The organism is Mesorhizobium sp. WSM4829 (assembly GCF_055811475.1).
This window is the reverse complement of sequence record NZ_JBVVQJ010000016.1, coordinates 113,762-137,781: the sequence shown is the minus strand read 5'-3', so window position 1 is coordinate 137,781 and position 24,020 is coordinate 113,762. Positions and strand designations below refer to the sequence as shown.

Sequence of the window (24,020 nt, the reverse complement as noted above, 5' to 3'; positions counted from 1 at the left end):
ATGCGCTAGCTGGATATAGCTTCTGGAATGACCGATCCGGTGTTCTTCGCGCCATCACGCCGGTATACGGCTGGCGAAGTCGCGAATCTGACCGGCTCGGTGCTTGTCGATTCCGACCTCTCCGACAGATCGATCGAAGCCTTGGCGCCGGCAAGCGAAGGCGGCGAGCACGCGCTTGTCTTTGTCGATGGCAGACGCAACTTCGCGCTGATGCAATCGCTGCGAGCAGCGGCGGTTCTATGCCCCGCCGAATTTGCCGGCAAAGCGCCGGCGGGTATCGCGGTTCTGATCCATCCGCGCCCGCAACAGGCTTTCGCGATGGTCGGCCGCCTGCTTTTCCCGGCGGCTGCGACACCGGCGCCGATGACCGGCGAAACCGGTATCTCGCCGCATGCCCATATCGATCCATCGGCGCGCATCGAGGCCGGCGCGATCGTCGAGGCCGGCGCGATCATCGGCCCTCGCGCTTCTATCGGCAGCGGAACCGTCATTGCTCCTCATGCCGTTATCGGTCCCTCCTGCCAGTTCGGCCGCGACGGCTATGTCGGCCCAGGCGCCAGCATCCAGTACGCGCTGATCGGCAACCGCGTCATCATTCATGGCGGTGCCCGCATCGGCCAGGACGGTTTTGGCTTCGTGGCCGGCGCCAAGGGTCCGGAGCGTGTGCCGCAAATCGGCCGGGTCGTCATCCAGGACGACGTCGAGATCGGCTCCAATACCACCGTCGATCGCGGCGCCATGTCCGACACCATTATCGGTCAAGGCACCAAGATCGACAATCTGGTCCAGATCGCTCATAACGTCCGCATCGGCCGCAATTGCATAATCGCCGGCCTTTCGGGTATTTCCGGTTCCGTAACGGTGGGCGACAACGTCACCATGGGTGGCGGTGTCGGTCTTGCGGATCACCTGACGGTAGGGACAGGGGCCAAGCTTGCTGCAAGAAGCGGGTTCATGAGCAACGTCCCCGCAGGCGAGATTTGGGGAGGGTACCCGGCGCAGCCGATGGCCGAAGCCATGCGGGAGATCGCGGCTCTGCGAAGACTGGCCAGGGCGCGCAAATCGGGCGACGGAGGGAAGAGCTGAGATGGTTGCGGCGACAACGCTCGAGGCGGTCGACATATTGGGGCTGATGAAGCTCCTGCCGCATCGCTATCCGTTCCTGATGATCGACCGCATCATCGATATCGATGGCGACGAGTCCGCCACCGGCATCAAGAACGTGACCATAAACGAGCCGCATTTCCAAGGTCATTTCCCGGATCAGCCGGTCATGCCCGGCGTGCTGATCGTCGAGGCGATGGCGCAGACGGCCGGCGCCATCTGCATCCGCAGCCTAGGCACCGAAAAACCGTCGCTGGTCTATTTCCTGACCATCGACAACGCCAAATTCCGTAAACCGGTCGTTCCCGGCGACCAGTTGAAGATCCATGTGAAGAAAATCAAGAAACGCGGCAACCTTCTCAAATTCGCCTGCGAGGCTCTCGTCGACGGCGTCAAGGCCGCGGAAGCCGAGATCTCGGCGATGATGGTCGCGAGCGACTGACGATCGAATGCTTATGAAAATCCAGACAGTCATCCATCCATCGTCGGTCATCGAGGCCGGCGCAAAAATCGGCGAAGGCGTCCGCATCGGGCCATTCTGCCACATCAGCGCCGACGCGGTGCTCGGCGACCGCGTCGAACTGGTCAGCCACATTTCGGTGATCGGCGCGACCACCATCGGTGCGTCGACCAAGGTGTATCCGATGGCGACACTGGGCGCGCCGCCGCAGAACAACAAGCACAAGGGCGGCCGCACCACGCTGGTCGTCGGTGAGAACTGCACGATCCGCGAAGGCGTGACCATGCACGTCGGCACCGATTCCAGCCGCGGCGAGACGACGATCGGTGACAACGGCAACTTCCTTGCCTACGCCCACATCGCCCATGATTGCATCGTCGGCAAGAACGCCACCTTCGCCAATCAGGCGACGTTGGGCGGCCATTGCGAGATCGGCGACAACGTCTATATCGGTGGTCTCAGCGCCGTTCATCAGTTTGTCCGCGTCGGCGACAACGCCTTTCTCGGCGGTTGCTCGGCATTCGTCGGCGATGTCATTCCCTACGCCATCGCCGTCGGCAATCGCGCCAGCCTTCGCGGCCTCAACATCATCGGCCTGAAGCGCGCCGGCCTGCCGCGCTCCGAGATCCACACGCTGCGCAAGGCCTACAGGACGATCTTCGATCGCTCCCGAACCGTCGGCGAAAACATCGAGTTCGCCAAGGCGGAATTCGCCTCGTCACCGACCGCCATGAAGATCATCGATTTCATCGCCAGTCGCGGTAAGCGGCACTATGCCGTCCCGTCGCTCAAGGCCGGTGGCGGCGACGATGCCGATGACGAAGATTGAGGGCACCCGGACGGGCCTTGATCTCGCGCCAGACGTCAAAGTCGGCATCATTGCCGGCGGCGGCAGTTTACCGGTCGAAGTCGCCAGGGCGCTTGCTGTGCAAGGCAAGTCTCCCTTCGTGGTAATAGTGGCGGGCGAGGTCGACCGCATATCCGACTTCGACGCCTATGAGCAGGCGACGTTGAGGCTGGAGGATGTCGGCTCTCTGCTGCCGACGCTCAAAAATAGTCATGTTACCCATCTGGTGACAGCGGGACATATCACACGCCGCCCCAGGCTGAGCGCCATGCGCCTCAATCTCGGCCTGCTCGCCTGGGTGCCCAGCCTTCTTGTCGGTGTAACCCAAGGCGACGACACCGTGCTGAAACTGTTCGTGCGAAGGGTCGAGCGCAGCGGCATCAAGGTGGTCGGCGCCCATGAGATCGTGCCGGAACTGGTCGCCGCCGAAGGCGCGCTGACCAAGGCAGCGCCGCGGAAATCCGACTGGCGCGACATCAAAGCGGCCCACGCAGCGGCAATGGCCATCGGCGCGCTGGATATCGGCCAGGCGGCTGTTGCGATCGGCGGCCGCGCCATCGCGCTGGAAGGCATCGAGGGCACCGACGGATTGCTCGATCGAACACGGCAGTTGCGCGGCCATGGCAGGCTGGCCGGCAGAACGCGCGGCGTCCTGGTCAAATGCGCCAAGCCTGGCCAGGAGTTGCGCGCCGATCTGCCCTCCATCGGCCCGCAGACGATCGAGGCGGCGCATGCCGCCGGACTTGCCGGCATTGCCGTCGAAGCCGGCCGCTCGCTGGTTCTCGAAGGCCCGACAGTCGTCGCTCGCGCCAACGCGCTCGGCCTGTTCGTGATCGGCCTGCCTGCTGCGGAGCCGGTGCATGGCGTCTGAGCGACCGCTGAAGATCGCCATCGTCGCCGGCGAAGAATCCGGCGATCTGCTTGGCGCCGACATCGTAGAGGCGCTCAAGCGCGTGACCGGCCGCGAGGTCCGGCTCGTCGGCATCGGCGGCCGGCATTTGCAGGCGCTCGGCCTCACGCCGCTGTTCGACGGCGGCGAGATCGCGCTGATGGGATTGAGCGCCATCCTGCGCGATCTGCCGCGCCTGGTACGACGGATCAGCCAGACGGCCGGTGCGGTCGCCAATGAAAAGCCGGACTGCCTCATCACCATAGACAGCCCGGATTTTTCGCTGCGCGTGGCGAAAAAGGTGCGTGCCGCCGATCCGGCAATCCCGATCATCCACTATGTCTGCCCGAGCGTCTGGGCATGGCGGCCGGGCAGGGCGGTGGCGATGAAACCGTATGTCGACCACATCCTCTGCATCCTGCCTTTCGAAGTGAGGGAACTCGCCCGCCTCGGCGGTCCGGCCGGCACCTATGTCGGCCATCGCCTTACCCACGATCCAGGCGTGCTCGGCGCCGCCAAGGCGCAAAGCCTGCCGCGCGACCTGTCCGACGATCGTGTGAAGACACTGCTTGTGCTGCCCGGCTCGCGTCGCGGCGAGGTGCGACGGCTGGCCGGCCCGTTCGGCAAGACGATCTCGATCCTGCGTGCGCGCGGACACCGCTTGCGCCTGCTGTTGCCGACGGTGCCGCATGTCGCGGACCTGGTCAGGGCTTCGGTGGCAAGCTGGGACGAGAAGCCGGAGATCATCCTTGATCCCGAGCGCAAATGGCAGGCCTTCGGCAAGGCCGACGCAGCGCTGATCGCATCGGGAACGGTGTCGCTGGAACTGGCGCTGTCGGGTGTGCCGATGATCTCCTGCTACCGCCTCGATCCGGTCATGCGGATGGCCCAACGCCTGGTCACCGTATGGAGCGCCTCCTTGCCCAATCTCATCGCCGACCGCCCGATCGTGCCGGAAAGCTACAACGAATATGTGCGACCGCACTATCTGGCGCGGCAGTTGGAGGCGCTGTTTTCCGACACCGCCTATCGTGCATGGCAGAAGGACGGTTTTGCCGAGGTGGCCAGACGCATGGCCGTCGACAGACCGTCCGGCGACATCGCTGCGGGGGTCGTGATGAGGTGCATCAAGCGGTGAATGGTGAAGTGGTGAATAGTGAATGGTCAAAATCGGCTTGACCATAGGCCACAAAGAGACCCTGCTATTCACTATTCACTATTCACTATTCACTATTCACCGTTTAGCAATCGGCACGTAGTCGCGTTCCGGCGCACCTGTATAGAGCTGGCGCGGGCGGCCGATCTTCTGGTGCGGATCCTCGATCATCTCCTTCCACTGCGCGATCCAGCCGACGGTGCGGGCGACCGCGAACAGCACGGTGAACATGGTGGTGGGGAAGCCCAGCGCCTTCAGCGTGATGCCGGAATAGAAATCGACGTTCGGATAAAGCTTCTTCTCGATGAAATAGGAATCGGTCAGAGCGATCCTTTCCAGTTCCATGGCGATATCGAGCAGCGGATCGTCCTTGATGCCGAGTTCGCCCAAGACCTCATGTGCGGTCTTCTGCATGATCTTGGCACGCGGATCGTAGTTTTTGTAGACGCGGTGGCCAAAGCCCATCAATCGGAACGGATCGTTCTTATCCTTGGCGCGGGCGATGAACTCCGGGATGTGGTCGACTTGGCCGATCTCGCCCAGCATGTTCAAGGCTGCCTCGTTGGCGCCGCCATGGGCCGGTCCCCACAGGCAGGCGATGCCGGCGGCGATGCAGGCGAACGGATTGGCGCCGGACGAGCCGGCGAGGCGAACGGTCGAGGTCGAGGCGTTCTGCTCGTGATCGGCGTGCAGGATGAAGATGCGCTCCATCGCACGCGCCAGCACCGGGTTGATCTTGTATTCCTCGCACGGCACGGCAAAGCACATATGCAGGAAGTTGGCCGCGAAATTCAGCTCGTTCTTCGGGTAAATGAAGGGCTGGCCGATGTGGTATTTGTAAGCCATCGCCGCGATCGTCGGCATCTTGGCGATCAGCCGCATCGATGCGACCATGCGCTGGTAGGGGTCCGAGATGTCGGTGGAATCGTGATAGAAAGCTGACAGCGCACCGACCACGCCGCACATCACCGCCATCGGGTGGGCGTCGCGGCGAAAGCCGGTGAAGAAACGCGACATCTGCTCGTGCACCATGGTGTGGCGCGTCACCCGGTAGTCGAAATCGTCCTTCTGCGCCTTGGTCGGCAGTTCGCCGTAGAGCAGGAGATAACAGACTTCGAGGAAGTCGCCGTGCTCGGCCAACTGGTCGATCGGATAACCGCGATGCAAAAGGATGCCGGCATCGCCGTCGATGAAGGTGATTTCCGACTCGCAACTTGCCGTCGAGGTGAAGCCGGGATCGTAGGTGAAGGCCCCGGTGGTGCTGTAAAGCGCGCCGATATCGATGACGTCAGGTCCGACCGAGCCGCTTCGCACCTTGAGTTCGTGGGTTTTGCCGCCGAATTCAAGTTTCGCGGTCGACGCGTGGGTTTTGCCGCCATATTCCATTTTTGTCGCAGCTTCGGACATTGCAAACTCCTTTTTGTTTTCTCATGTCGGCAAAGGCAAAATTTCTGCAACGCAACACGTCGAAAGTATCGGAGTTCGCGCGTTTGCGCCCGCAATTGGATTTGCGTGCCAAATTGGGCCAAGACCTAATGTTGCACTGCGAAACCCACCTTTCAATGCCAATCTTCTTGGGCCAGTTTTGCTAATCGATTTGATCCGCGACGCGCGCCAGGCTTTCCTCGCGGCCAAGCACGGCAAGCACGTCGAACACGCCGGGCGAGGTGCTTTTGCCGGTGAGCGCGGCGCGCAAAGGTTGGGCCACAGCGCCAAGCTTACGACCGCCGGCAAGCGCATATTGGCGGATCGCCGCTTCCGCCGCTGCGGCCGTCCAATCCCCTGAAATCGCCTTCAGCGCCGCATGGGCGCCCCGCAGGATCTCGCGCGCCTCGCCGCCGAGCAACGCCGCCGCCTTCTCGTCGATCGGCAGCGGCCGCTCGGCAAACAGGAAGGCGGCACCGTCAACCAGCTCGACCAGCGTCTTGGCGCGCTCCTTCAAGCCGGGCAGGGCGGCCAGCAACTGCGCCTTGCGTGTGTCGTCGAGGCGCGCTGCGATCGCCGGGCCGCCTTCGAGATAGGGCAAGGTGTTGATGAAGATATCGAGCAATTCGGCGTCGTTCATGCGCCGCGTATGCACGCCGTTCAGCGCCTCGAGCTTGGCGAAGTCGAAGCGGGCGGCCCCCTTGTTGACATCGCCGATGTCGAACCACGCAATCATGTCGGCGATCGACATGACCTCGTCGTCGCCGTGGCTCCAGCCGAGCCGCGCCAGGTAGTTGAGCAGTGCCTCGGGCAGATAGCCCATGGCGCGATAGGCTTCGACGCCGAGGGCGCCGTGCCGCTTCGACAGCTTGGCGCCGTCGGCGCCATGGATCAGCGGGATATGCGCCATTGACGGCACCTCCCAGCCCAAGGCTCGATAGATCACCATCTGGCGGGCGGCATTGGTCAGATGGTCGTCGCCGCGGATGATGTGGGTGATGCCCATGTCGTGGTCGTCGACGACGACGGCATGCATATAGGTCGGGTTGCCGTCCGAGCGCAGGATGATGAAATCGTCGAGGTCCTTGTTGGGGAAGCGGACTTCGCCCTGCACGCGGTCATGCACCACCGTCTCGCCTTCGGCCGGCGCCTTGATGCGGATCGCGCCCCTGGCGCCAACCGGCGCCTCTGACGGGTCGCGGTCGCGCCAGCGGCCGTCATAGCGGGGAGGCAAGCCCTTGGCCCGCGCACTCTCGCGCATCGCCTCCAGCTCAGCCGGCGCCGCATAGCAGTAATAGGCTTTGCCGAGGCGCACCAGCTCCTCGGCGACCGCGCGGTGGCGCGGCGCGCGCTCGAACTGCGATACCGGCTCGCCGTCCCAGGTGAGGCCGAGCCAGGAGAGCCCATCGAGGATGGCAGCGGTTGCCGCATCGGTCGAACGCTCGCGATCGGTGTCCTCGATGCGCAGCAGCATCCTGCCGCCGGTGTGTTTCGCATACAGCCAGTTGAACAGCGCCGTGCGTGCCCCGCCAATATGCAGGAATCCGGTGGGCGAAGGGGCAAAACGGGTGACGACCTTGTCGGACATGGAACTCTCGGGGCAAGCGCAGGAAACGGATGTGGCTGCGCGGACTTTCGCGCGTTGCGCGTTCATGTAGCATAGGAGGTCAAGGGCGCAAGGGGCGAACCCTATGGCTGGACTAGGCCGCGGCGTGGACGAGAGCGAGGGCGCGAACGCAAGCGTCAGCGAACGATCGCTGTTCGCCGACGTTCCTCACGCTGAGCCGCTGCCCGTTTCGCTGCCTGCGTCGCCGCCGGGCATCCAGCCTCTTTCGCCGGATCGCTCGGCGCCGATACCGGCTCCAGCACCCGGCCCTGTCATTCGTTTTCGCCGACAGCTCAGCCATCTTTCACCATCCGGTGTCCGCAACAGCGTGGCCTCGGCAGCCGGCCTGGAACTCGACCGCGGCGTCGCCTTCCTGCTGGTGCCGGTTTTTCTGGCATGCGGGGTGATCGTCTATTTTTCGCTTGCCGTCGAACCGGACTTTGCCCAGCCCATCGCCGTCGTGGTCCTCACAGCATTGTGTGCGGCCGTCACGCGCTCACGCCGCAAAACGCATCTGTGCTTCATGGCAGCGTTGCTGTGCGCGCTTGGTGTGCTCGCCGCCAAGGTGGAAACCTGGCGCGCCGGAACGAAGATGCTCGGTTCGGAAATCCAGACCCGGCTGACCGGCCGTGTCGTCAGGCTCGACCAGATGGCGAACGGCCGGATCAGGCTGACCATAGACGTGATGTCGACCGCCCGGCCGACACTGCGTTATGCACCCGAACGTGTCAGGGTGTCGGCACGCAAGATTCCCGCTGAGATGACCGCAGGCTCGGTGGCAACCGGCTATGTGAGGCTTCTGCCTCCGACTGGCCCAGTCAGACCGGACAGCTTTGACTTCTCCTTTGACAGCTATTTCGCCGGTATCGGTGCCAGTGGCTTTTTCCTCGGCAGTCCAAAGATCGTCGTCTCCGAAGATGCACCGTTAACCGCACGCCTTTCTTCGTCGATCGAGAAGGCGCGCGAAACCATCGCCGACCATATCAGGGACAGCATCGGTGGTGCCGAGGGGGAGATTGCCGCTGCGCTGATCGTCGGCGTGCGTGCCGGCATCCCCGAAGAGATAAACGAATCGATGCGGCGCACCGGCATCTACCACATCATCTCCATTTCCGGCCTGCACATGGCGCTTGTCGCCGGCACCGTCATGGGATTGCTGCGCGGCGCCTTTGCGCTGTTTCCCGACTTTTCGTCGCGCCGGCCGGTCAAGAAATATGCGGCCGCTGCCGCACTCGTCTCCATCGCTGCCTATCTGATCTTTTCCGGTATCGTGGTCGCGGCTGAACGCAGCTTCATCATGCTGGCGGTAATGCTTGTCGCCGTGCTGTTCGACCGGGCGGCACTCACCATGCGCAACCTGGCGATTTCGGCCATCGTCGTCATCGTCGTGTCGCCGCATGAGGTGGTCGGCGCAAGCTTCCAGATGTCCTTCGCCGCGACTGCGGCTCTCGTGGGCGCCTATGCCGGTTGGTCCGACTACCGTGCCGACAAGGCCAAGGCGCCGCGACAGCGACGGTCACCGGTCGCTTTCGTCACGCGCAAACTTGTCGCTGGGGCAGGCACCATCGCAATGACCTCCGTCATTGCCGGCAGCGCCACCGCGCTCTTCGCCATCTGGCACTTCCAGCGCGTCTCGCCGCTCAGCCTGTTCGCCAATCTGGCCGTCATGCCGATCGTCACGATCGTCATGTTCCTGGCCGTCCTCAGCGCCCTGGCAATGTCTTTCGGCCTCGACGGCCCCTTCCTCTACATGATGGGCAAGGGCCTGACGGCGATGATCGCAATTTCGGGATGGATCTCGGAGCGTTCGCCGGTCGATGCAGTCGGACTGATTTCGTTGCAATCGGTTCTGCTGGTGACGGTCGCCCTGGTCATCGCCACGATGGCGACGACATGGCTGCGGCTTGCCGCACTTCCCTTTGCGCTCGCCGGCCTGCTGACGATTTCCGAGACGCGCATCCCCGACGTGCTGATTTCGGAGGATGCGCATCTGGTGGCGCTGCCGATCGGCGGCGGCGAACTTGCCGTCAACCGGATGCGTTCGAACGAATTCACCACCGACAACTGGAAACATGCGCTGGTTTCAACGACGATCGTCGAGCCGGAGACATTCGAAAAAGGAGATGTGCGGTTCGACATCGCCGACCCGGCCGACCTGCCGCCGGGAGCACCTTTCACCTGCACTGCCGGCCTGTGCCTGGCCCGGCATCCGTCCGGCGCGCTCATTGCGCTCGCCGACGACCGGAAAACCGCGCGGCCGGCCTGTGCCTTTGCGGATTTGATCGTCATCGACGACGCCACAGCCTATTACAAACCCTGCCGCAACCCGCTGGTTCTCGTCGTCACCAAACGGCAGCTCGCCCGCATGGGCAGTGCCGCCGTCTTCTTCGATCCGCTATCGGCGAGGATGCGCGCAGAAATCCGTTTTGCCGTCAGACAGCCATACAGGCCCTGGCATGAGCAGCGGCGATTTTCGCGCGAGGCGAGGGGCCTGCCGCCATACCGCAGGGCCGAGAAACCCCAGAAGCCTGCCGCTCAGTAACGCCGGATCAGTCCGACGAGCTTGCCCTGCACCTTGACCCGGTCCGGCCCGAAGATGCGCGTCTCGTACGCCGGATTGGCGGCTTCCAGTGCGATCGAGGCACCTTTGCGGCGGAATCGTTTCAGCGTAGCTTCCTCCTCGTCGACCAGCGCGACAATGATCTCGCCAGGCTGGGCGGTGTCGGCGTTGCGGATGATGACCGTGTCGCCGTCGAAGATGCCGGCCTCGATCATCGAATCACCCTTGACCTCCAGCGCGTAGTGCGTGCCGCCGGTGATCATGTCCGGTGGCACCGAGATCGAATGCGTCTGGTGCTGGATGGCGTCGATCGGCACACCGGCAGCGATGCGGCCCATCACCGGTATGGAGACGGTGGCAACGACGTCGTCGTCATTGCCGGCAGCACGCATGCGCGAAGGCGCCGGCTTGATCTGGCGTCCGAGGCCGCCCTGTCCAAGCCCGCCCTGGCCAAGGCTGCCTTGAATGACGCTCGGCGAGAATTTGCGCGCCGCATTGAGGCCCGGCGCGATCGAATCGGGCAGGCGCAGCACCTCCAGCGCGCGGGCGCGGTTGGGCAGGCGGCGAATGAAACCGCGTTCCTCCAGCGCCGTGATCAGCCGGTGGATCCCTGATTTGGAGGCGAGGTCGAGCGCTTCCTTCATCTCGTCGAACGAGGGCGGAATGCCGCTTTCCTTCAGCCGTTCGTGAATGAACATCAGCAGTTCATGTTGTTTGCGTGTCAGCATCGCGACCCCCAACAGAATCAGAAAAACAAACCCAGAACAAACACTATCTGTTCCAGTTGTGTTCCGCAACCATTTAAAGTTTAATGAATGTGTTGACGTTTTGTTCAGCGTAGCATCAGCACGCTGCAGGCGGCGCCCGCTGCGGCTGCGGGAGCGAATGGCTCGCGCACGACCAGTCCGTTGGCGTCGGCCAGCATTCTGAGCATCGAGGAATCCTGGATACTGAACGGCGTTGCCTCAAGCGTGCCAGCTTCTTCCTTCACCACCGCGCGTACATAGTCCTGCCTGAGATCGTTGGCCGGCATGGCGGCGCCGAGCCGCGCCTGACGCATGTCCTGGCGGAAGGCGCGGCCGCCGAGCCGCGCCAGCAGCGGCTTCAGAAAGAGCTGCGTGCAGACCAGGCTGGCCACCGGATTGCCGGGCAGGCCGATGCAGCGGATGGCGCCCAGCCGCCCGAACATCAGTGGCTTGCCGGGCCGCATGGCGATTTTCCAGAAATCGAGCGCCATGCCTTCGCCGGTCAGCACGTCATGGACGAGGTCATGGTCCCCGACCGAGGCGCCGCCCAGCGTGACGATGACGTCCGCGCCTGCGTCGACGGCTTTTGTCACCAGCGCGGCGATCGCCTCCTTGCGGTCGGGGGCGATGCCGAGATCGAGTGCGCTGGCGCCGACCGAGCGGGCCGCGGCGGCGACGCCATAGGCATTGGAGGAGATGATCTGGTCGGGGCCAAGGTCGCTGCCCGGCGGCAGCAATTCGTCGCCGGTGGCGATGATGGCGACCAGCGGCCGTTTCACCACGCGGACCTGCTGGTGGTTGGCCGACGCCGCCAGCGACAATGCCGCCGGATCAAGCAGGCGGCCTTTCTCCAGCAGCGCGTCGCCCTTCGAGAAATCGAGCCCGAGGCGGCGGATGTTGCGGCCTTCAACCGTGGGCGCGGTCACTTCGACCATGCCGCCGCCGAGGTCGCGGGCATTCTCCTGGATGACGATGGTGTCGGCGCCTGCGGGAAGCGGCGCGCCGGTGAAGATGCGCACGGCCTGCGCCGGGCCGACTGTTCCGGTAAAGCCGCGACCGGCCGGCGCCATGCCGATCACCGAAAGTCTCGCGGGCACGGACGCGACATCGTCGGCCCGCACGGCGTAGCCGTCCATGGCCGACGCGTTGAATGGCGGCTGGGTGCGGAGCGCCATGAGCGGCTCCGCCAGCACGCGGTCGGCGGCATCCATCAGGGCGACGCTTTCAGCCTGCAAGGGCGCAGCATCCGCAAGCAGGTGCTCGAGCGCCTCGGCGACCGCAATCAGCGCCATTATTGGCCTGCCCTCTGGGCATCCGCCTTGTAGTCGCCGGATTTGCCGCCGGTCTTTTCCACCAGCCTGATGCCGGAGATCGCCATGCCGCGATCGACCGCCTTGGCCATATCATAGATGGTCAGGCAGGCGACCGAGACGGCGGTCAGCGCTTCCATCTCGACGCCGGTCTTGCCGGTGACGCGGGCCAGCGCCGTGACCTTCAGGCCGGGCAGCGTCGCGTCAGGTTCGATGTCTACCGATATCTTGGTCAACAGCAGCGGATGGCAGAGCGGGATCAGCTCATGCGTCCTCTTGGCCGCCATGATGCCGGCGATGCGCGCCGTGCCCAGCACGTCGCCCTTCTTGGCATCGCCGTCGAGAATCATTTTCAGCGTTTCGGGCCGCATCGAGACAAGACCTTCGGCGATTGCCGTGCGGGTCGTCTCCGCCTTGTCGCCGACATCGACCATATTGGCTTCGCCTTCCGCGCCAAGATGGGTGAGGGCGGCCGACATCGTCAGGTCACCCTGGAGCGACGTGCGTCCGGTTGGACGCACAAAGTACACTCTGACGCTTTGTATCTATGCATCATGCTCTCCGAACATCGATTCCGATTTTCGGGCAGATGCATTGGCGGGCGCCTTGCCCGTCAAAAGCAGGTGCGTCGCAGTGGCCACGTCCTGTTGCCGCATCAGGCTCTCGCCGACGAGGAAAGTGCCAATGTCGCTCCGTTCCAGCCTGCGGCAGTCCTGGTGCGAGAAAATACCGCTCTCGCTGACCAGCAGCCGGTCGGCCGGCACCATCGCCGCGAGCCGCTCCGATGTCTCGATGCTGGTTTCGAACGTCCGCAGATTGCGGTTGTTGATGCCGATCAGCCGCGACGACAGTTTCAGCGCGCGTTCCGTCTCGGGCTCGTCATGCACCTCGACCAGCGCATCCATGCCGAGCTCGAACGCCGTCGTCTCGAGTTCCCTGGCCACGGCGTCATCGACGCTCGCCATGATGATCAGGATGGCGTCCGCGCCCCACGCACGGGCCTCGAACACCTGATAGGGCTCGAATAGAAAATCCTTGCGCAAAGCCGGCAATGTCACGGCGCTGCGCGCATTGGTGAGGAATTCAGGCGCCCCTTGGAAAGACGGCGCATCGGTCAGCACCGAGAGGCAGGCAGCCCCACCTTTGGCATAGGCCCTGGCCAGCGCCGGCGGATCGAAATCGGCGCGGATCAGGCCCTTGGACGGGCTCGCCTTCTTGATCTCGGCGATCAGCGCGAAACTGCCGGATTTGCGTTTGGCTTCAAGGGCCGAGAGAAAGCCGCGTGGTGCGTCGGTATCCTTTGCCCGCGCCTTGATTTCGGCAAGCGGCACCCGCGCCTTCGCCGCCGCGATCTCGTCGCGCTTGTAGGCTTCGATCTTGCGCAGGATATCAGACACGGCGCTATCCGTTCGAAATCTCGACCAGCCGGTCAAGCACCTTTAGCGCCCGGCCGCTGTCGATGGCTTGCGCCGCCGTCGCCATGCCATCGGCAAGCGTCGTCGCCTTTCCCGCCACCACCAGTCCGGCGCCGGCGTTCATCAGCACCGTATCGCGAAAGGCACCGGCAGCGCCGCCCAGCATGTCGCGCAGCGCCTGGGCGTTGTAGGCCGCATCGCCGCCGCGCAATTCGTCCTTGGTATGCCGCTTCAGCCCGACCGCTTCCGGGGTCAGCGTAAAGCTGCGGATCTCGCCGCCGACCAGTTCGGCGACTTGGGTTTCGCCGGTGGTGGTGATCTCGTCATAGCCGTCGCCATGGGCGACCCAGGCGTGGTCGGCGCCCAGTGCCTTCAACGTCTCGGCCACCGGCATGATCCATTCCGGCAAGAAGACGCCAACCATCTGCCTGACGACACCAGCCGGATTGGAGAGCGGGCCGAGCAGGTTGAAGATTGTGCGGGTGCCGAGCTCGACGCGGATCGGGCCGACATGCTTCATCGCCGGATGATGCGCCGGCGCGAACATGAAGCCGACGCCTGCGTCGTGGATGCAGCGGCCGATCGTTTCCGGCGGGATGTCGAGCTTGACGCCGAGCGCGGTCAGCACGTCGGCGGCGCCGGTCTGCGAGGACAGTCCGCGATTGCCGTGCTTGGCCACCGGCACGCCGCAGGCGGCAATGACAAAGGCGGATGCGGTCGAGATGTTGACGCTGTGCGAATTGTCGCCGCCGGTGCCGACGATGTCGATGGCGCCAGCCGGCGCGTCGACGCGCAGCATCTTGGCGCGCATGGTGGCGACAGCGCCGGAAATCTCGCTCACCGTCTCGCCGCGCACGCGCAGCGCCATCAGGAAGCCGCCGATCTGGCCGGGCGTAGCGTCGCCCGACATGATGATGTCGAAGGCATCGCGCGCTTCCTCGAAGGAAAGGGAGCTGCCGGCGGCGACCTTGGCGATATGGGTCTTGAGCGCGCTCATCTGGTCAGGGCTTGGGCAACGGCGGTCTGGTCGATGCGAACGTCATATTGCGTCTGCAACTGCGCCACCAACTGGTCGAGCAGGTCGTCGGACATGCCGGCGGTGAACGATTTCTGCTCGTCGTCCGGCACCGAGCTGGCGTCGGCTCCGGCAGGCTCGAAGACTTCGGCGATCCTGAACAGGATCTGTCCGTCGCCGGTGGGCGAGGGGATCAATCCGGTCCCGCCTTCGCCTTCGCCGAACATCGCAGCCGCCCCTTCCTTGCCGAAATCGGCGTCGTCCGCGCCGCGCTTGACGCCGCGCTTGGTCTGCTTCTCAAGCTTGAGCTCGCTCGCGATCACGTCGAGCGTGGTGCCGGCCTCGAGACGCTTTTCGAGCTCCTGCGCTTTTGCGGTGAGCCGCTTGGTCGTTTCCGCCGCCGTCCAGTCGGCCACCACCTTCTGGCGGACTTCATCCAGCGTGCGGTCGCGGGCTGGCGTGATCGACGCCACCTCGTAGAACACGAAGCCGTTGTTGGCGGTGGTGAGGTCGGGATTCTCGGTGCCGGGCTCGGCATCGAACACCGCCTTGATGAGATCCGGCGATTCCGGCAGATCCTTGACGATGGCGCCGTCCGGCCTCAGGCCGGTGCGATCGATCGCGTCGATGGTGACGACCTTCAGCTTCAGCTTTTCGGCCGCTTCCTTGAGCGTGCTGCCCGAAGCGCGGCTATCTTCGTAGCTGTCATGGACGTCGAGCAGAATGCGGCTTGCCTCGCCGAGCGCCAGGTCCTTGCGGATGTCCGCGGCCACTTCGGCCAGCGGCTTCACCACTTCGGGCTTGATCTCGGTGACGCGCAGCAGAACCGGACCGAAGGCGCCCTGAACGACCGGGCTGACTTCGTTGACCTTGAGCGCAAACGCCGCATCCGCCACCGCCTTGTCGGCGATCTTGTCCTTGGACAGCGTGCCGAGCAGCGTGTCGGCCTGCGTCTTGCCCTCGGCGGCGACGAGTTTGTCGAAGGTCGCGCCGGTCTCGAGTGAATCGAGCGCGGCCTTCGCGGCATCGGGCGTTTTGAACACGAGCTGTTCGATGGTGCGCGTTTCCGGCGTGGTGTAGCGCCCCTTGTTCTTGTTGTAGTCGTCGCTGACCTGCTGGTCGGTCACAGCACTGACATCCATGATGTCTTCCGGCTCGAGCCTGACATAGGAGAATTTGCGGTATTCCGGCGCCGCATAGGTCTTCTTGTTTTCCTCAAAATAGGCCGAAAGCGTAGTGTCGGATGGCGCTTCGATCGGCTCGACCAGCGATTTCGGCAAGGTCAAATAGTCGATGGTGCGGTCTTCGCCACGATAAAGCGCCACCGCCCTCAAGAACGTATTCGGGGCCTTGAGGCCGTCCGAAACCGCCTCGACGATCTGCTGGCGCACAGCCACCTGGGCGCGATTCCTGAGATAGTCTTCCGGCCGCATGCCGACCTGCTGCAGTATGTATTCGAAAGTCCTTCTGTCGAAGTTGCCGCCGGGACCCTTGAAGGCCGGGTCTTCATGCGTGAGTTGGGCCAGCCGGTCCTTGGACAGCCCAAGCCCGAGCTTGCGGGCCTGCTCATCGAGGACTGCCCCCGACACGAGTTGCGCCAGCACCTGGTTGTCGAGGCCGAGCGCCGTCGCCTGCTCGCGGCTGATGCGCTGGCCGAATTGCTGCGACATCACGCTGATCTGCCGGTCATAGGCCAGCCGATACTCGTTGATCGACACTTTGGTGCCGCCGGCCGTGACAACGGCGTCGTGACCTGCAAAACCACCGACCATCTGTCCGGAAATGCCCCAGACGGCGAAGCTCAACACCAACAAAATCAGCAGCGCTTTCGCGATCCAGGTTCCCGCCGCGCTTCTCAAGATACCAAGCATGGTCACTTCCGATTTTTTTGCGCATTTTCGCATGCGCCGAGTCTGAAACAAGCGCAATAGCGTCCTTCCGGCCCACTGTCGATTGCTTTGTGGGCTGAGTTTGGTAGTGAGGACGCAGCCGAATATTGCCCGGAGAAGCAAATCCCATGACGCCTGGAATCCGCCCGCTGGTCGCTGGCAACTGGAAAATGAACGGCACCAGCGCCTCACTCAACGAACTCAGGATGATCGGCAATGGCTTCATGAGCGGGCTCGATGCCGAGACCGAAGCGCTGGTCTGCGTTCCGGCAACGCTGCTTGCGCATGCCGCGGAGATCTTGTCGCGCACGCCGGTCCGGGCCGGGGGCGAGGATTGCCACAGCAAGGAGAGCGGCGCCCATACCGGCTGTATTTCGGCCGAGATGCTGAAAGATGCGGGCGCCAGTCACGTCATCGTCGGCCATTCCGAACGCCGCGCCGATCAAAACGAGGACGACGCCATTGTCCAGGCAAAGGCGTCCGCCGCGTGGCGCGCCGGGCTGGTTGCCATCATCTGCATCGGCGAGACGAGAGTCGAGCGCGAGGCGGGCGCCACGCTCGACGTGCTGTCGCGCCAGATCGCCGGCTCGGTGCCGCCGAATGCAACGGCATCGAATACCGTCATCGCCTATGAGCCGGTATGGGCGATCGGCACGGGGCTGACGCCGACTGCCGCCGACGTTGCTGAGGCGCATGCGCATATTCGCGAAAAACTGTCGGAAAAGCTTGGCAGCGCAGCGGCAAAGATGCGCATCCTCTATGGCGGCTCGGTCAAGCCGTCGAACGCGGTCGAACTGCTGGGCGTAAACAACGTCGACGGCGCGCTGGTCGGCGGCGCAAGCCTGAAGGCGGCGGATTTTCTCGGCATCGCCGAAGCCTATCGAAATATATCTTAAGCACCGAAAGGCTGTCGGGCACTTCGGATACTGTGCCGCAGCGGAAAATGTTGCAACGGCCGCATTGCTTCCCATATTCCGGCCACGGGCTTGGAATTGCCGTCAAAGCATTGTATTGAGCCGCCTCCAAATCACCGGTCGTATCTGCGGCCGCGCAAGGCTTTGCCAGGATAAATTATGGAAACCGTACTGATCGTCGTCCACCTCATGGTCGTGCTCGCTCTTGTCGGCGTGGTGCTGCTGCAGCGCTCCGAAGGCGGCGGCCTCGGCATCGGCGGCGGATCGGGCTTCATGACCGCGCGCGGCGCCGCCAACGCGCTGACGCGGGCGACGGCGATCCTGGCGGCGGCGTTCTTCGCCACCTCGCTGACCTTGTCGATCGTCGCCCGTTACGGCGAGAAGCCGATCGATATTCTCGATCGCGTGCCTGTGACGAACGGTGGGGGCGGCGTGCTCAACCAGTTGCCTGGCACCACGACCCCGACAGCGCCGTCCGGCAATACGGCGCCAACACCGCCTTCCGGCAATGATGCCGCAGCCCCGGCCCCCGCTGCACCGCCAGCGGCGGGAGCGACCACGCCGCCGGCCACAAACGGCGCCACCCAGCCAGTAACGCCGCAGGTTCCAAACCAGTAATCAGCAGACGTCCGGCGCCGCGATCTGTTGTTGTTTGAACACAGTCGCGGCAAATGCCGCACGATCACGAGGATTCGACCGGGCGCGGCACGCCAGGGCGCTTGAGGCGTCTCCGATTAATCGATTATAGATTGCGCGCGGCACATTCGGGGTCCTTGGGGGACGCCGGGCGACGCCGTGGCAACAAGCATTGAACGATCGGATCTTCGCCATGCAGCTTCGCAGCTTCATTTTAGCCGGCCTTTGGGCCGTGCTCAGCCTTGGTGCGCCCGCTTACGCGGCCATGCCGGCGGGCAATTCGGCCCCTAAATCCGCAGTCACAACTGACGTCGTCAACGTCGCCACCAAAAGCGATGCGGCGCAACTAAGGCTGCTCAGGAAGAAAAAAGACCCGAGCGCGGCAGATCTTGCCCAGATCAGGAGGATCGAGGCCAAGATCGCGGCTGACAAGCAGGCTGCTCGAGTAAAGGCGATCGAGGCAAGGAAGCTGGCGATGCGCGAGGCGGCCAAAGCCAGGTCGGACACGGAACGGCAGGCGTTTCTTGCCAGGAAGGGCCTCGCCAAGAAGGATAAGTCCGCTGGCAAGGCCAGGCTGGCCGATGCCAGGCCGGTCAAGATCATCGAACCGATTCAACCCATCACTGCAATCCAGTCGGCCGAGGCAATTCCCGCCGAGGCCATGAACGTCGCGCTGACCGGCAACAACGGGGAATTGCGCAGCGAGCCGGTCGGACAGAAGCCGCAGCGCGTCGGGCTGTTCGCCGGCCTGTTCGGCGGCACGTCCCCGTCGATGTCGCTGCTCCCCGAGACCCGCGCCCTCGATGCCGCGCTCGCCAGCAGGGAAGCCAGGAAGCAGTTCAAGGTGAAGCCGGAGTTCGTGCCGCAAGAGGTCGAGTTCACCGGCTATAGCCCCGGCACCATCGTCATCGATACGAGTGCGCGCCGCCTCTATCTCGTCGAATCCTCCTGGACCGCCCGCCGTTATGCGATTGCGGTCGGTCGTGACGGCCTGCAGTTCAAGGGCACGGTCGCCGTCGGCGACAAGCAGGAATGGCCCCGCTGGATCCCGACGCTCGACATGCAGAAGCGTGAGCCGAAGAATTACGGCCGGTACAAGGACGGCATGCCCGGCGGCGGCGATAACCCGCTCGGCGCGCGCGCCATCTATCTCTACGACGGCAAGAAGGACACCCATCTGCGCATTCACGGCACCATTGCGCCGCAGTCGATCGGGACGAGCTCCTCCAACGGCTGTTTCCGCATGATCAACGAGCACGTCATGGACCTTTATCGCAGAGTGAAAGTGGGCACCAAGGTCGTCATCATCTGACGCCTTGACGGGTCAAACAAAAGGGCCGGCCTCGCCGGCCCTTTTGCTTTGGTTCGAGCATCATCAGGGCGCCTTCTTGGGAAAAAGCCTTCGCGGCGGTTTTTTCTCTGGCGGAATCAATTCGGCCGCGTTAAGCGATGACTCCCATGGCGCGATATGTATTCATCACAGGCGGCGTGGTTTCCTCACTCGGAAAAGGCATCGCTGCAGCGGCCCTTGGGGCTCTCTTGCAAGCGCGAGGCTATCGCGCGCGCATCAAGAAGCTTGATCCCTATCTCAATGTCGATCCCGGCACGATGTCGCCATACCAGCATGGCGAAGTCTTCGTGACCGATGACGGCGCCGAGACCGATCTCGATCTTGGCCATTATGAGCGCTTCACCGGCCGCTCCGCCAACCAGCAGGACAACATCACCACGGGCCGCATCTACAAGAACATCATCGAGCGGGAGCGACGCGGCGATTATCTTGGCGCCACCGTGCAGGTCATTCCGCACGTCACCGACGAGATCAAGAATTTCATCCTCAACGGCAATGACGATTATGACTTCGTCCTGTGCGAGATCGGCGGCACCGTCGGCGACATCGAGGCGATGCCGTTTCTGGAGGCGATCCGCCAACTTGGCAACGACCTGCCGCGCAACAACGCCGTCTACGTGCACCTGACACTGATGCCCTATATTCCAACGGCGGGCGAATTGAAGACCAAGCCGACCCAGCATTCGGTCAAGGAATTGCGCGGCATCGGCATCGCGCCCGACATCCTGCTGGTCCGCGCCGACCGCCCCATCCCCAGGGAAGAGCGCCGCAAACTGTCGCTGTTCTGCAATGTGCGCGAGAGCGCGGTCATCCAGGCGCTCGACGTGCCGCACATCTACGACGTGCCGATGGCCTATCACAATGAAGGGCTGGATTCCGAAGTGCTGGCCGCTTTCGGCATCGATCCGGCGCCGAAGCCGCGGATGGAGCCCTGGCAAGCGGTGTCCAAACGCATCCACAACCCGGAGGGCGAGGTGACCATCGCCGTCGTCGGCAAATATACCGGCCTCAAGGACGCCTACAAATCGCTGATCGAGGCGCTGTCGCATGGCGGTCTCGCCAACCGCGTCAAGGTCAAGCTCGACTGGATCGAGAGCGAGATATTCGAGAAAGAAGACCCGGCGCCGTGGCTGGAAAAGGTCCACGGCATTCTGGTCCCCGGCGGTTTTGGCGAGCGCGGCGCGGAAGGCAAGATCCTTGCGGCGAAGTTCGCCCGCGAGCGAAAAGTGCCGTATTTCGGCATCTGCTTCGGCATGCAGATGGCCTGCATCGAGGCAGCGCGTTCGCTGGCCGGCGTCAATCATGCCTCTTCGACCGAATTCGGTCCGACCGAGGAACCGGTCGTCGGCCTGATGACGGAATGGCTGAAAGGCAACATGCTGGAGAAGCGCAGGGAAACCGGCGATCTCGGCGGCACCATGCGGCTCGGTGCCTATCAGGCGGACCTCGCCAGGGGCTCGAAGATCGCCGAGATCTATGGCGACACGCAGATTTCCGAGCGCCACCGCCACCGCTACGAGGTCAATGTCGACTACAAGGAGCGGCTCGAGGATTGCGGCCTGGTTTTTGCCGGCATGTCGCCGGACGGCGTGCTGCCGGAAACGGTCGAATATCCCGACCATCCCTGGTTCATCGGCGTGCAATATCATCCCGAGCTGAAAAGCCGGCCGCTTGACCCGCACCCGCTGTTTGCCAGCTTCATCGAGGCAGCGGTAGAGCAGAGCCGCTTGGTCTAAATCGACAGGCTATCGTGAGATATCCGGGCTAGCATGCAAACCTACGTCGCTCTGCTTTACAGCATCGTCCTGGGCGAGGGGCGGCGTGTCGTCATGTCCGATCTCAGGGCCATGACAGAAGGCCTGGGCCTGAACAACCCGCGCACGCTGGTGGCGACCGGCAATCTGGTTTTCGAGACGAAAGAAACAGAGATTGCCGTGCTGGAGCGCCGATTGGAGACGGCGTTCCAAAAGACTTTTGGCCGCCATGTCGACATCATCGTGCGCCGCGCAGATGACTGGTTGAAGCTTGCGGCCGGCAATCCGTTTCCCGCCGAATCGGCTGCCGCCGCGGATCAGGTAGCGGTGCGCGTGATGCGCAAGCCCGTTGCCGCTGAGGCCGTCGCGGCGCTGGAGGCCTATATCGGCAAGGATGAGCGGATGCAGGCCGTCGGCGGCGACATCTGGATGTTCTTTTCGCGCGAGACGCCAAGCTCGCGTCTTGTGGCGGCGATAAGTCATAAACGGCTCGGCATCGGCACCTCGCGCAACTGGAACACCGTGCGCAAATTGGCCGAGATGGTCGGCGGATAGGGCTTCCCCTTCTCCCCGTATAGCGACGGGGAGAAAGACGCCTTCGCAAAAGATTTCGCCAATTTCCAGCGTTGCGGAAAGGGTGCCAAGGTTGCCGCCAGCCCCCTTCTCCCCGTTCACTCTCCCTGGGAGAGGTAAATTGGAAATCCTGGCGTCGAAACTGTCCGCGACTTCCTTCGAGATGTGATCGAAGTTTTGGAATGGCCTGTTCTCCGGGAACTGTCCACTTGCAGTCGACGATGGATTTGCTAATGTAGTTGCGTGCAACCACAATGGAGGCAACAGCAGTGAAACACATCAACATTCGCGAAGCCAAGGCCACTTTGACGGCACTCGTCGCTGCGGCCGAGGCCGGCGACCCGATCACGATCACGAGGCACGGCAAGCCAGTGGCCGCTATCGTTCCGATCGACGAAGCGAGGAAGATTTACCCCGAGAAGCCCAGCCTTGCGGAATACCTGCTGTCGTTCCCCGGTTGGCCCGAGGGCTTCGAACCGGAGCGCGACCGCACCCAGCAAAGCCGCGAGGTTAACCTTTGACCTCATACCTTTTCGACACCTCGGTGCTGTCGGCGACCGCGCCGGGAAAGCCTCCGCTGCCCCCAAATGCGGCAGCTTGGCTATTGCAGCAGACAGGCAACTTGTTTGTGCCTGCCTTTGCCCTCCACGAACTTCGGAGAGGCATTGCCAAGCTCGACCGCTCGGGAGCCACGGCGAAGGCTCAGACGCTAATGGCGTGGCTGCAGGGCATCATGACGGGCTACAGCGCGGAAATCTTACCGATCGATGCGGCGGTGGCGTTGGAGGCAGGCCTCATGGAAGACGCCGCCACAGCCGCAGGGAGTCATCCAGGGCTGGCTGACATTCTCATCGCTGCGACCGCTAAAGCGAACTCCTTGACGCTCCTGACTGGGAACCCGAGACACTTCCAGCCCTTAGGAGTTCCCTGCCTCGATCCGCTGGCGCTTTGACGGAGAAGAGATCCCAAATGGGTCTGCTGCGGCCAGCCAAATCCGGCTTCGCTACCGCCGACCTATACGACACGGTGGGACACGACCTCGCCACATGTTTGTCATGTTTGGTGATTCGATTTCGGTCGCGTGATGTGAAAGACTTCGTTTTTGGCCCGACTTTTTCATCATCGGGTGCTGTTTGCCGGAAACCACATGGTCAGCAGTAAGTTCAAAAGGTTCGATCGGGCACGTAGCGATCGACCGGGAGGAAACAATGGATCGCCTGCAATTCTTTACGCCTGTGCGTATTTCGCGCGGGCAGGAAAGTCCTGCCGAAGAAATTGATAGCGTAGCCGAAGCGATGGAGTTCTTGCGTAGATGGCCAATCGGCCGGCGTGGGCCCGTCTACCAATGCGCGGTGAATTGCTGCTCCGCGGCTCTGGCGGGCCGGATGTCGGCAGAGGAAGCAAGGAAGGCTTTTACCGGCTTCGCCCGCATCACGCGCTTGCTCGACGACGACATGGCTCTGCCGATAGGCGGCGGCAATGTTGATAGCGTGCATGCGCTGAGGCGATGAACGTTCCTATTTGACCCCTGCCAGGAACTTGACCCTGCCAAGAACTGGGCGCGGCAAAGTCACAGCACCTCGAAAGTCACTGCACCTCGACTGAGGCAGCGAAGACGTAGCCAGCGCCCCGCTCGGTGACAATGAGTTTCGGCTCGCTCGGGCTGACCTCGAGCTTGCGGCGCAGGCGCAGTATCTGCACATCGATACTGCGGTCAAACACCTCTTCGTCGTGAATCCTGCTGGCAGCGAGAAGCTGCTCGCGGCTCAGGATCTGTTGCGGCGATTGCAGGAAGGCCGCCAGCAGGTTGAACTCGCCGGCGGTCAGCCGCGTCGCTTCGCCGGCAGGCGACCTCAGGCGCCGCATCTGCATGTCGAGTTCCCAGCCGGCAAAGCGGTAACGCTTGGGCTTCTTGCCAGGCGACTGCTGGCGTGTTGACCCCGATCGCCGCAGCACGGCGCGAACGCGCGCAAGCAGTTCCCTGAGGCTGAAGGGCTTGGTGATGTAGTCGTCAGCCCCGAGCTCCAGGCCGACGACGCGATCCACCTCGTCGCGCCTATGGCCGGTGATGATGATGATGGGCGGCGCTTCCGGCGGACTGCCGAGTTGCCGCATGATTTCAAACCCGTCCTCGTCGGCAAGCCGCATGTCGAGGAGCACCAGGTCTACCGGTCTTTCATTGAAGACGCGCGACATGGCCCGGCTGTCGGCAACAGCGCTAACCCTAAAATTCTCGCTCTCCAGGTAATTGGTGAGCATCTCGCGAATTTCGGGGTCGTCATCGACGACAAGAATATGCTTCGCCGCCGCTGCCTGTTCGATTGTGCCTTTCGACTGCTCTTCGTAGCGAGTGTTCTGTTCGGCTAACAT

General features: G+C 63.3%; 23 protein-coding genes. 14 read left to right on the top strand and 9 right to left on the bottom strand.

What is annotated here, in order from left to right; translation table 11 throughout:
• Positions 1-27 precede the first annotated feature (27 nt).
• The 5 genes from lpxD to lpxB are packed head-to-tail and all read left to right on the top strand — an operon-like array spanning position 28 to position 4,438.
• A complete protein-coding gene (gene lpxD, locus AC0L17_RS17490) occupies positions 28-1,086 on the top strand; it encodes a UDP-3-O-(3-hydroxymyristoyl)glucosamine N-acyltransferase (protein ID WP_473516746.1) in 1,059 nt (352 codons plus the stop codon).
• Between the two features lies 1 nt (position 1,087).
• Positions 1,088-1,546: a 3-hydroxyacyl-ACP dehydratase FabZ gene (fabZ, locus tag AC0L17_RS17485; RefSeq protein WP_023801228.1), complete on the top strand. Its 459-nt coding sequence runs from the start codon at positions 1,088-1,090 to the stop codon at positions 1,544-1,546.
• A gap of 13 nt (positions 1,547-1,559) precedes the next feature.
• A complete protein-coding gene (lpxA, locus tag AC0L17_RS17480) occupies positions 1,560-2,393 on the top strand; it encodes an acyl-ACP--UDP-N-acetylglucosamine O-acyltransferase (protein WP_473516745.1) in 834 nt (277 codons plus the stop codon).
• The gene (locus AC0L17_RS17475; RefSeq protein ID WP_473516744.1) at positions 2,380-3,282 is read left to right on the top strand and encodes an LpxI family protein; all 903 of its coding nucleotides are present in this window, start codon (positions 2,380-2,382) and stop codon (positions 3,280-3,282) included. Before lpxA ends, AC0L17_RS17475 begins: the two co-directional genes overlap by 14 nt.
• Entirely contained in the window at positions 3,272-4,438 is a 1,167-nt protein-coding gene (lpxB, locus tag AC0L17_RS17470) for a lipid-A-disaccharide synthase (RefSeq protein WP_473516743.1), read from the top strand. The genes AC0L17_RS17475 and lpxB overlap by 11 nt, the downstream gene beginning before the upstream one ends.
• A gap of 96 nt (positions 4,439-4,534) precedes the next feature.
• On the opposite strand, the gene gltA is transcribed toward lpxB, so the two are convergent.
• The gene (gene gltA / locus AC0L17_RS17465; protein WP_473490194.1) at positions 4,535-5,863 is read right to left on the bottom strand and encodes a citrate synthase; all 1,329 of its coding nucleotides are present in this window, start codon (positions 5,861-5,863) and stop codon (positions 4,535-4,537) included.
• 181 nt (positions 5,864-6,044) lie between these two features.
• Complete coding sequence (gene gltX, locus AC0L17_RS17460) at positions 6,045-7,469, bottom strand: glutamate--tRNA ligase (protein WP_473516742.1); 1,425 nt, start codon at positions 7,467-7,469, stop codon at positions 6,045-6,047.
• Positions 7,470-7,572: 103 nt separating this feature from the next.
• Here gltX and AC0L17_RS17455 point away from each other — a divergent pair, with 103 nt between their 5' ends.
• On the top strand, positions 7,573-10,029 hold the full coding sequence (locus AC0L17_RS17455; RefSeq protein WP_473516741.1) for a ComEC/Rec2 family competence protein: 2,457 nt from the start codon (positions 7,573-7,575) through the stop codon (positions 10,027-10,029).
• Here AC0L17_RS17455 and lexA read toward each other — a convergent pair.
• From lexA to AC0L17_RS17425, 6 genes are all read right to left on the bottom strand, one after another.
• Positions 10,023-10,775: a transcriptional repressor LexA gene (lexA, locus tag AC0L17_RS17450; RefSeq protein WP_027151887.1), complete on the bottom strand. Its 753-nt coding sequence runs from the start codon at positions 10,773-10,775 to the stop codon at positions 10,023-10,025. The genes AC0L17_RS17455 and lexA overlap by 7 nt on opposite strands.
• Before the next feature lie 104 nt (positions 10,776-10,879).
• Positions 10,880-12,085 carry a molybdopterin molybdotransferase MoeA gene (locus AC0L17_RS17445; protein ID WP_091593802.1) on the bottom strand — a complete coding sequence of 402 codons (1,206 nt, stop codon included), beginning with the start codon at positions 12,083-12,085 and terminating at the stop codon, positions 10,880-10,882.
• Positions 12,085-12,582 carry a cyclic pyranopterin monophosphate synthase MoaC gene (gene moaC, locus AC0L17_RS17440; protein WP_091594045.1) on the bottom strand — a complete coding sequence of 166 codons (498 nt, stop codon included), beginning with the start codon at positions 12,580-12,582 and terminating at the stop codon, positions 12,085-12,087. Before moaC ends, AC0L17_RS17445 begins: the two co-directional genes overlap by 1 nt.
• A 66-nt stretch (positions 12,583-12,648) precedes the next feature.
• Positions 12,649-13,500, bottom strand: a complete 852-nt coding sequence (trpC, locus tag AC0L17_RS17435) for an indole-3-glycerol phosphate synthase TrpC (protein WP_473516740.1) — start codon at positions 13,498-13,500, stop codon at positions 12,649-12,651.
• Between the two features lie 4 nt (positions 13,501-13,504).
• Positions 13,505-14,515: an anthranilate phosphoribosyltransferase gene (gene trpD / locus AC0L17_RS17430; RefSeq protein ID WP_077384095.1), complete on the bottom strand. Its 1,011-nt coding sequence runs from the start codon at positions 14,513-14,515 to the stop codon at positions 13,505-13,507.
• Positions 14,512-16,404: a SurA N-terminal domain-containing protein gene (locus AC0L17_RS17425; RefSeq protein WP_473516739.1), complete on the bottom strand. Its 1,893-nt coding sequence runs from the start codon at positions 16,402-16,404 to the stop codon at positions 14,512-14,514. The genes trpD and AC0L17_RS17425 overlap by 4 nt, the downstream gene beginning before the upstream one ends.
• A gap of 146 nt (positions 16,405-16,550) precedes the next feature.
• Between AC0L17_RS17425 and tpiA the strand changes: the two genes are divergently transcribed.
• The 8 genes from tpiA (at position 16,551) to AC0L17_RS17385 (ending at position 23,161) form a co-directional block, all read left to right on the top strand.
• Positions 16,551-17,318: a triose-phosphate isomerase gene (gene tpiA / locus AC0L17_RS17420; RefSeq protein ID WP_473516738.1), complete on the top strand. Its 768-nt coding sequence runs from the start codon at positions 16,551-16,553 to the stop codon at positions 17,316-17,318.
• Between the two features lie 177 nt (positions 17,319-17,495).
• Positions 17,496-17,954 carry a preprotein translocase subunit SecG gene (secG, locus tag AC0L17_RS17415; RefSeq protein ID WP_473516737.1) on the top strand — a complete coding sequence of 153 codons (459 nt, stop codon included), beginning with the start codon at positions 17,496-17,498 and terminating at the stop codon, positions 17,952-17,954.
• Between the two features lie 211 nt (positions 17,955-18,165).
• Positions 18,166-19,284: a L,D-transpeptidase gene (locus tag AC0L17_RS17410; RefSeq protein ID WP_473516760.1), complete on the top strand. Its 1,119-nt coding sequence runs from the start codon at positions 18,166-18,168 to the stop codon at positions 19,282-19,284.
• Positions 19,285-19,421: 137 nt separating this feature from the next.
• Complete coding sequence (locus tag AC0L17_RS17405; protein ID WP_084833810.1) at positions 19,422-21,059, top strand: CTP synthase; 1,638 nt, start codon at positions 19,422-19,424, stop codon at positions 21,057-21,059.
• A gap of 33 nt (positions 21,060-21,092) precedes the next feature.
• Entirely contained in the window at positions 21,093-21,632 is a 540-nt protein-coding gene (locus AC0L17_RS17400) for a DUF1697 domain-containing protein (RefSeq protein WP_473516736.1), read from the top strand.
• Positions 21,633-21,919: 287 nt separating this feature from the next.
• Positions 21,920-22,171, top strand: coding sequence for a type II toxin-antitoxin system Phd/YefM family antitoxin (locus AC0L17_RS17395; RefSeq protein WP_473516735.1), 252 nt, complete (start codon positions 21,920-21,922; stop codon positions 22,169-22,171).
• Positions 22,168-22,602, top strand: coding sequence for a PIN domain-containing protein (locus tag AC0L17_RS17390; protein ID WP_473516734.1), 435 nt, complete (start codon positions 22,168-22,170; stop codon positions 22,600-22,602). The genes AC0L17_RS17395 and AC0L17_RS17390 overlap by 4 nt, the downstream gene beginning before the upstream one ends.
• Positions 22,603-22,858: 256 nt before the next feature.
• The gene (locus tag AC0L17_RS17385) at positions 22,859-23,161 is read left to right on the top strand and encodes a DUF982 domain-containing protein (protein WP_027151877.1); all 303 of its coding nucleotides are present in this window, start codon (positions 22,859-22,861) and stop codon (positions 23,159-23,161) included.
• A 76-nt stretch (positions 23,162-23,237) separates the two neighbouring features.
• Here the strand turns inward: AC0L17_RS17385 and AC0L17_RS17380 are convergent, their stop codons facing one another.
• On the bottom strand, positions 23,238-24,020 hold the full coding sequence (locus AC0L17_RS17380) for a response regulator (RefSeq protein ID WP_473516733.1): 783 nt from the start codon (positions 24,018-24,020) through the stop codon (positions 23,238-23,240).

What these genes read in the sequence shown, in the direction of transcription:
- lpxA (WP_473516745.1), top strand. Translation starts at nt 1,560, where the DNA reads ATGAAAATCCAGACAGTCATCCATCCATCGTCGGTCATCGAGGCCGGC.
- fabZ (WP_023801228.1), top strand. Translation starts at nt 1,088, where the DNA reads ATGGTTGCGGCGACAACGCTCGAGGCGGTCGACATATTGGGGCTGATG.
- AC0L17_RS17400 (WP_473516736.1), top strand. Translation starts at nt 21,093, where the DNA reads ATGCAAACCTACGTCGCTCTGCTTTACAGCATCGTCCTGGGCGAGGGG.
- AC0L17_RS17410 (WP_473516760.1), top strand. Translation starts at nt 18,166, where the DNA reads ATGCAGCTTCGCAGCTTCATTTTAGCCGGCCTTTGGGCCGTGCTCAGC.
- AC0L17_RS17455 (WP_473516741.1), top strand. Translation starts at nt 7,573, where the DNA reads ATGGCTGGACTAGGCCGCGGCGTGGACGAGAGCGAGGGCGCGAACGCA.
- lexA (WP_027151887.1), bottom strand. Translation starts at nt 10,775, where the DNA reads ATGCTGACACGCAAACAACATGAACTGCTGATGTTCATTCACGAACGG.
- moaC (WP_091594045.1), bottom strand. Translation starts at nt 12,582, where the DNA reads ATGTCGGCCGCCCTCACCCATCTTGGCGCGGAAGGCGAAGCCAATATG.
- AC0L17_RS17385 (WP_027151877.1), top strand. Translation starts at nt 22,859, where the DNA reads ATGGATCGCCTGCAATTCTTTACGCCTGTGCGTATTTCGCGCGGGCAG.
- gltA (WP_473490194.1), bottom strand. Translation starts at nt 5,863, where the DNA reads ATGTCCGAAGCTGCGACAAAAATGGAATATGGCGGCAAAACCCACGCG.
- trpD (WP_077384095.1), bottom strand. Translation starts at nt 14,515, where the DNA reads ATGAGCGCGCTCAAGACCCATATCGCCAAGGTCGCCGCCGGCAGCTCC.
- gltX (WP_473516742.1), bottom strand. Translation starts at nt 7,469, where the DNA reads ATGTCCGACAAGGTCGTCACCCGTTTTGCCCCTTCGCCCACCGGATTC.
- AC0L17_RS17405 (WP_084833810.1), top strand. Translation starts at nt 19,422, where the DNA reads ATGACTCCCATGGCGCGATATGTATTCATCACAGGCGGCGTGGTTTCC.
- lpxB (WP_473516743.1), top strand. Translation starts at nt 3,272, where the DNA reads ATGGCGTCTGAGCGACCGCTGAAGATCGCCATCGTCGCCGGCGAAGAA.
- AC0L17_RS17445 (WP_091593802.1), bottom strand. Translation starts at nt 12,085, where the DNA reads ATGGCGCTGATTGCGGTCGCCGAGGCGCTCGAGCACCTGCTTGCGGAT.
- AC0L17_RS17425 (WP_473516739.1), bottom strand. Translation starts at nt 16,404, where the DNA reads ATGCTTGGTATCTTGAGAAGCGCGGCGGGAACCTGGATCGCGAAAGCG.
- AC0L17_RS17380 (WP_473516733.1), bottom strand. Translation starts at nt 24,020, where the DNA reads ATGTTAGCCGAACAGAACACTCGCTACGAAGAGCAGTCGAAAGGCACA.
- lpxD (WP_473516746.1), top strand. Translation starts at nt 28, where the DNA reads ATGACCGATCCGGTGTTCTTCGCGCCATCACGCCGGTATACGGCTGGC.
- AC0L17_RS17475 (WP_473516744.1), top strand. Translation starts at nt 2,380, where the DNA reads ATGACGAAGATTGAGGGCACCCGGACGGGCCTTGATCTCGCGCCAGAC.
- secG (WP_473516737.1), top strand. Translation starts at nt 17,496, where the DNA reads ATGGAAACCGTACTGATCGTCGTCCACCTCATGGTCGTGCTCGCTCTT.
- tpiA (WP_473516738.1), top strand. Translation starts at nt 16,551, where the DNA reads ATGACGCCTGGAATCCGCCCGCTGGTCGCTGGCAACTGGAAAATGAAC.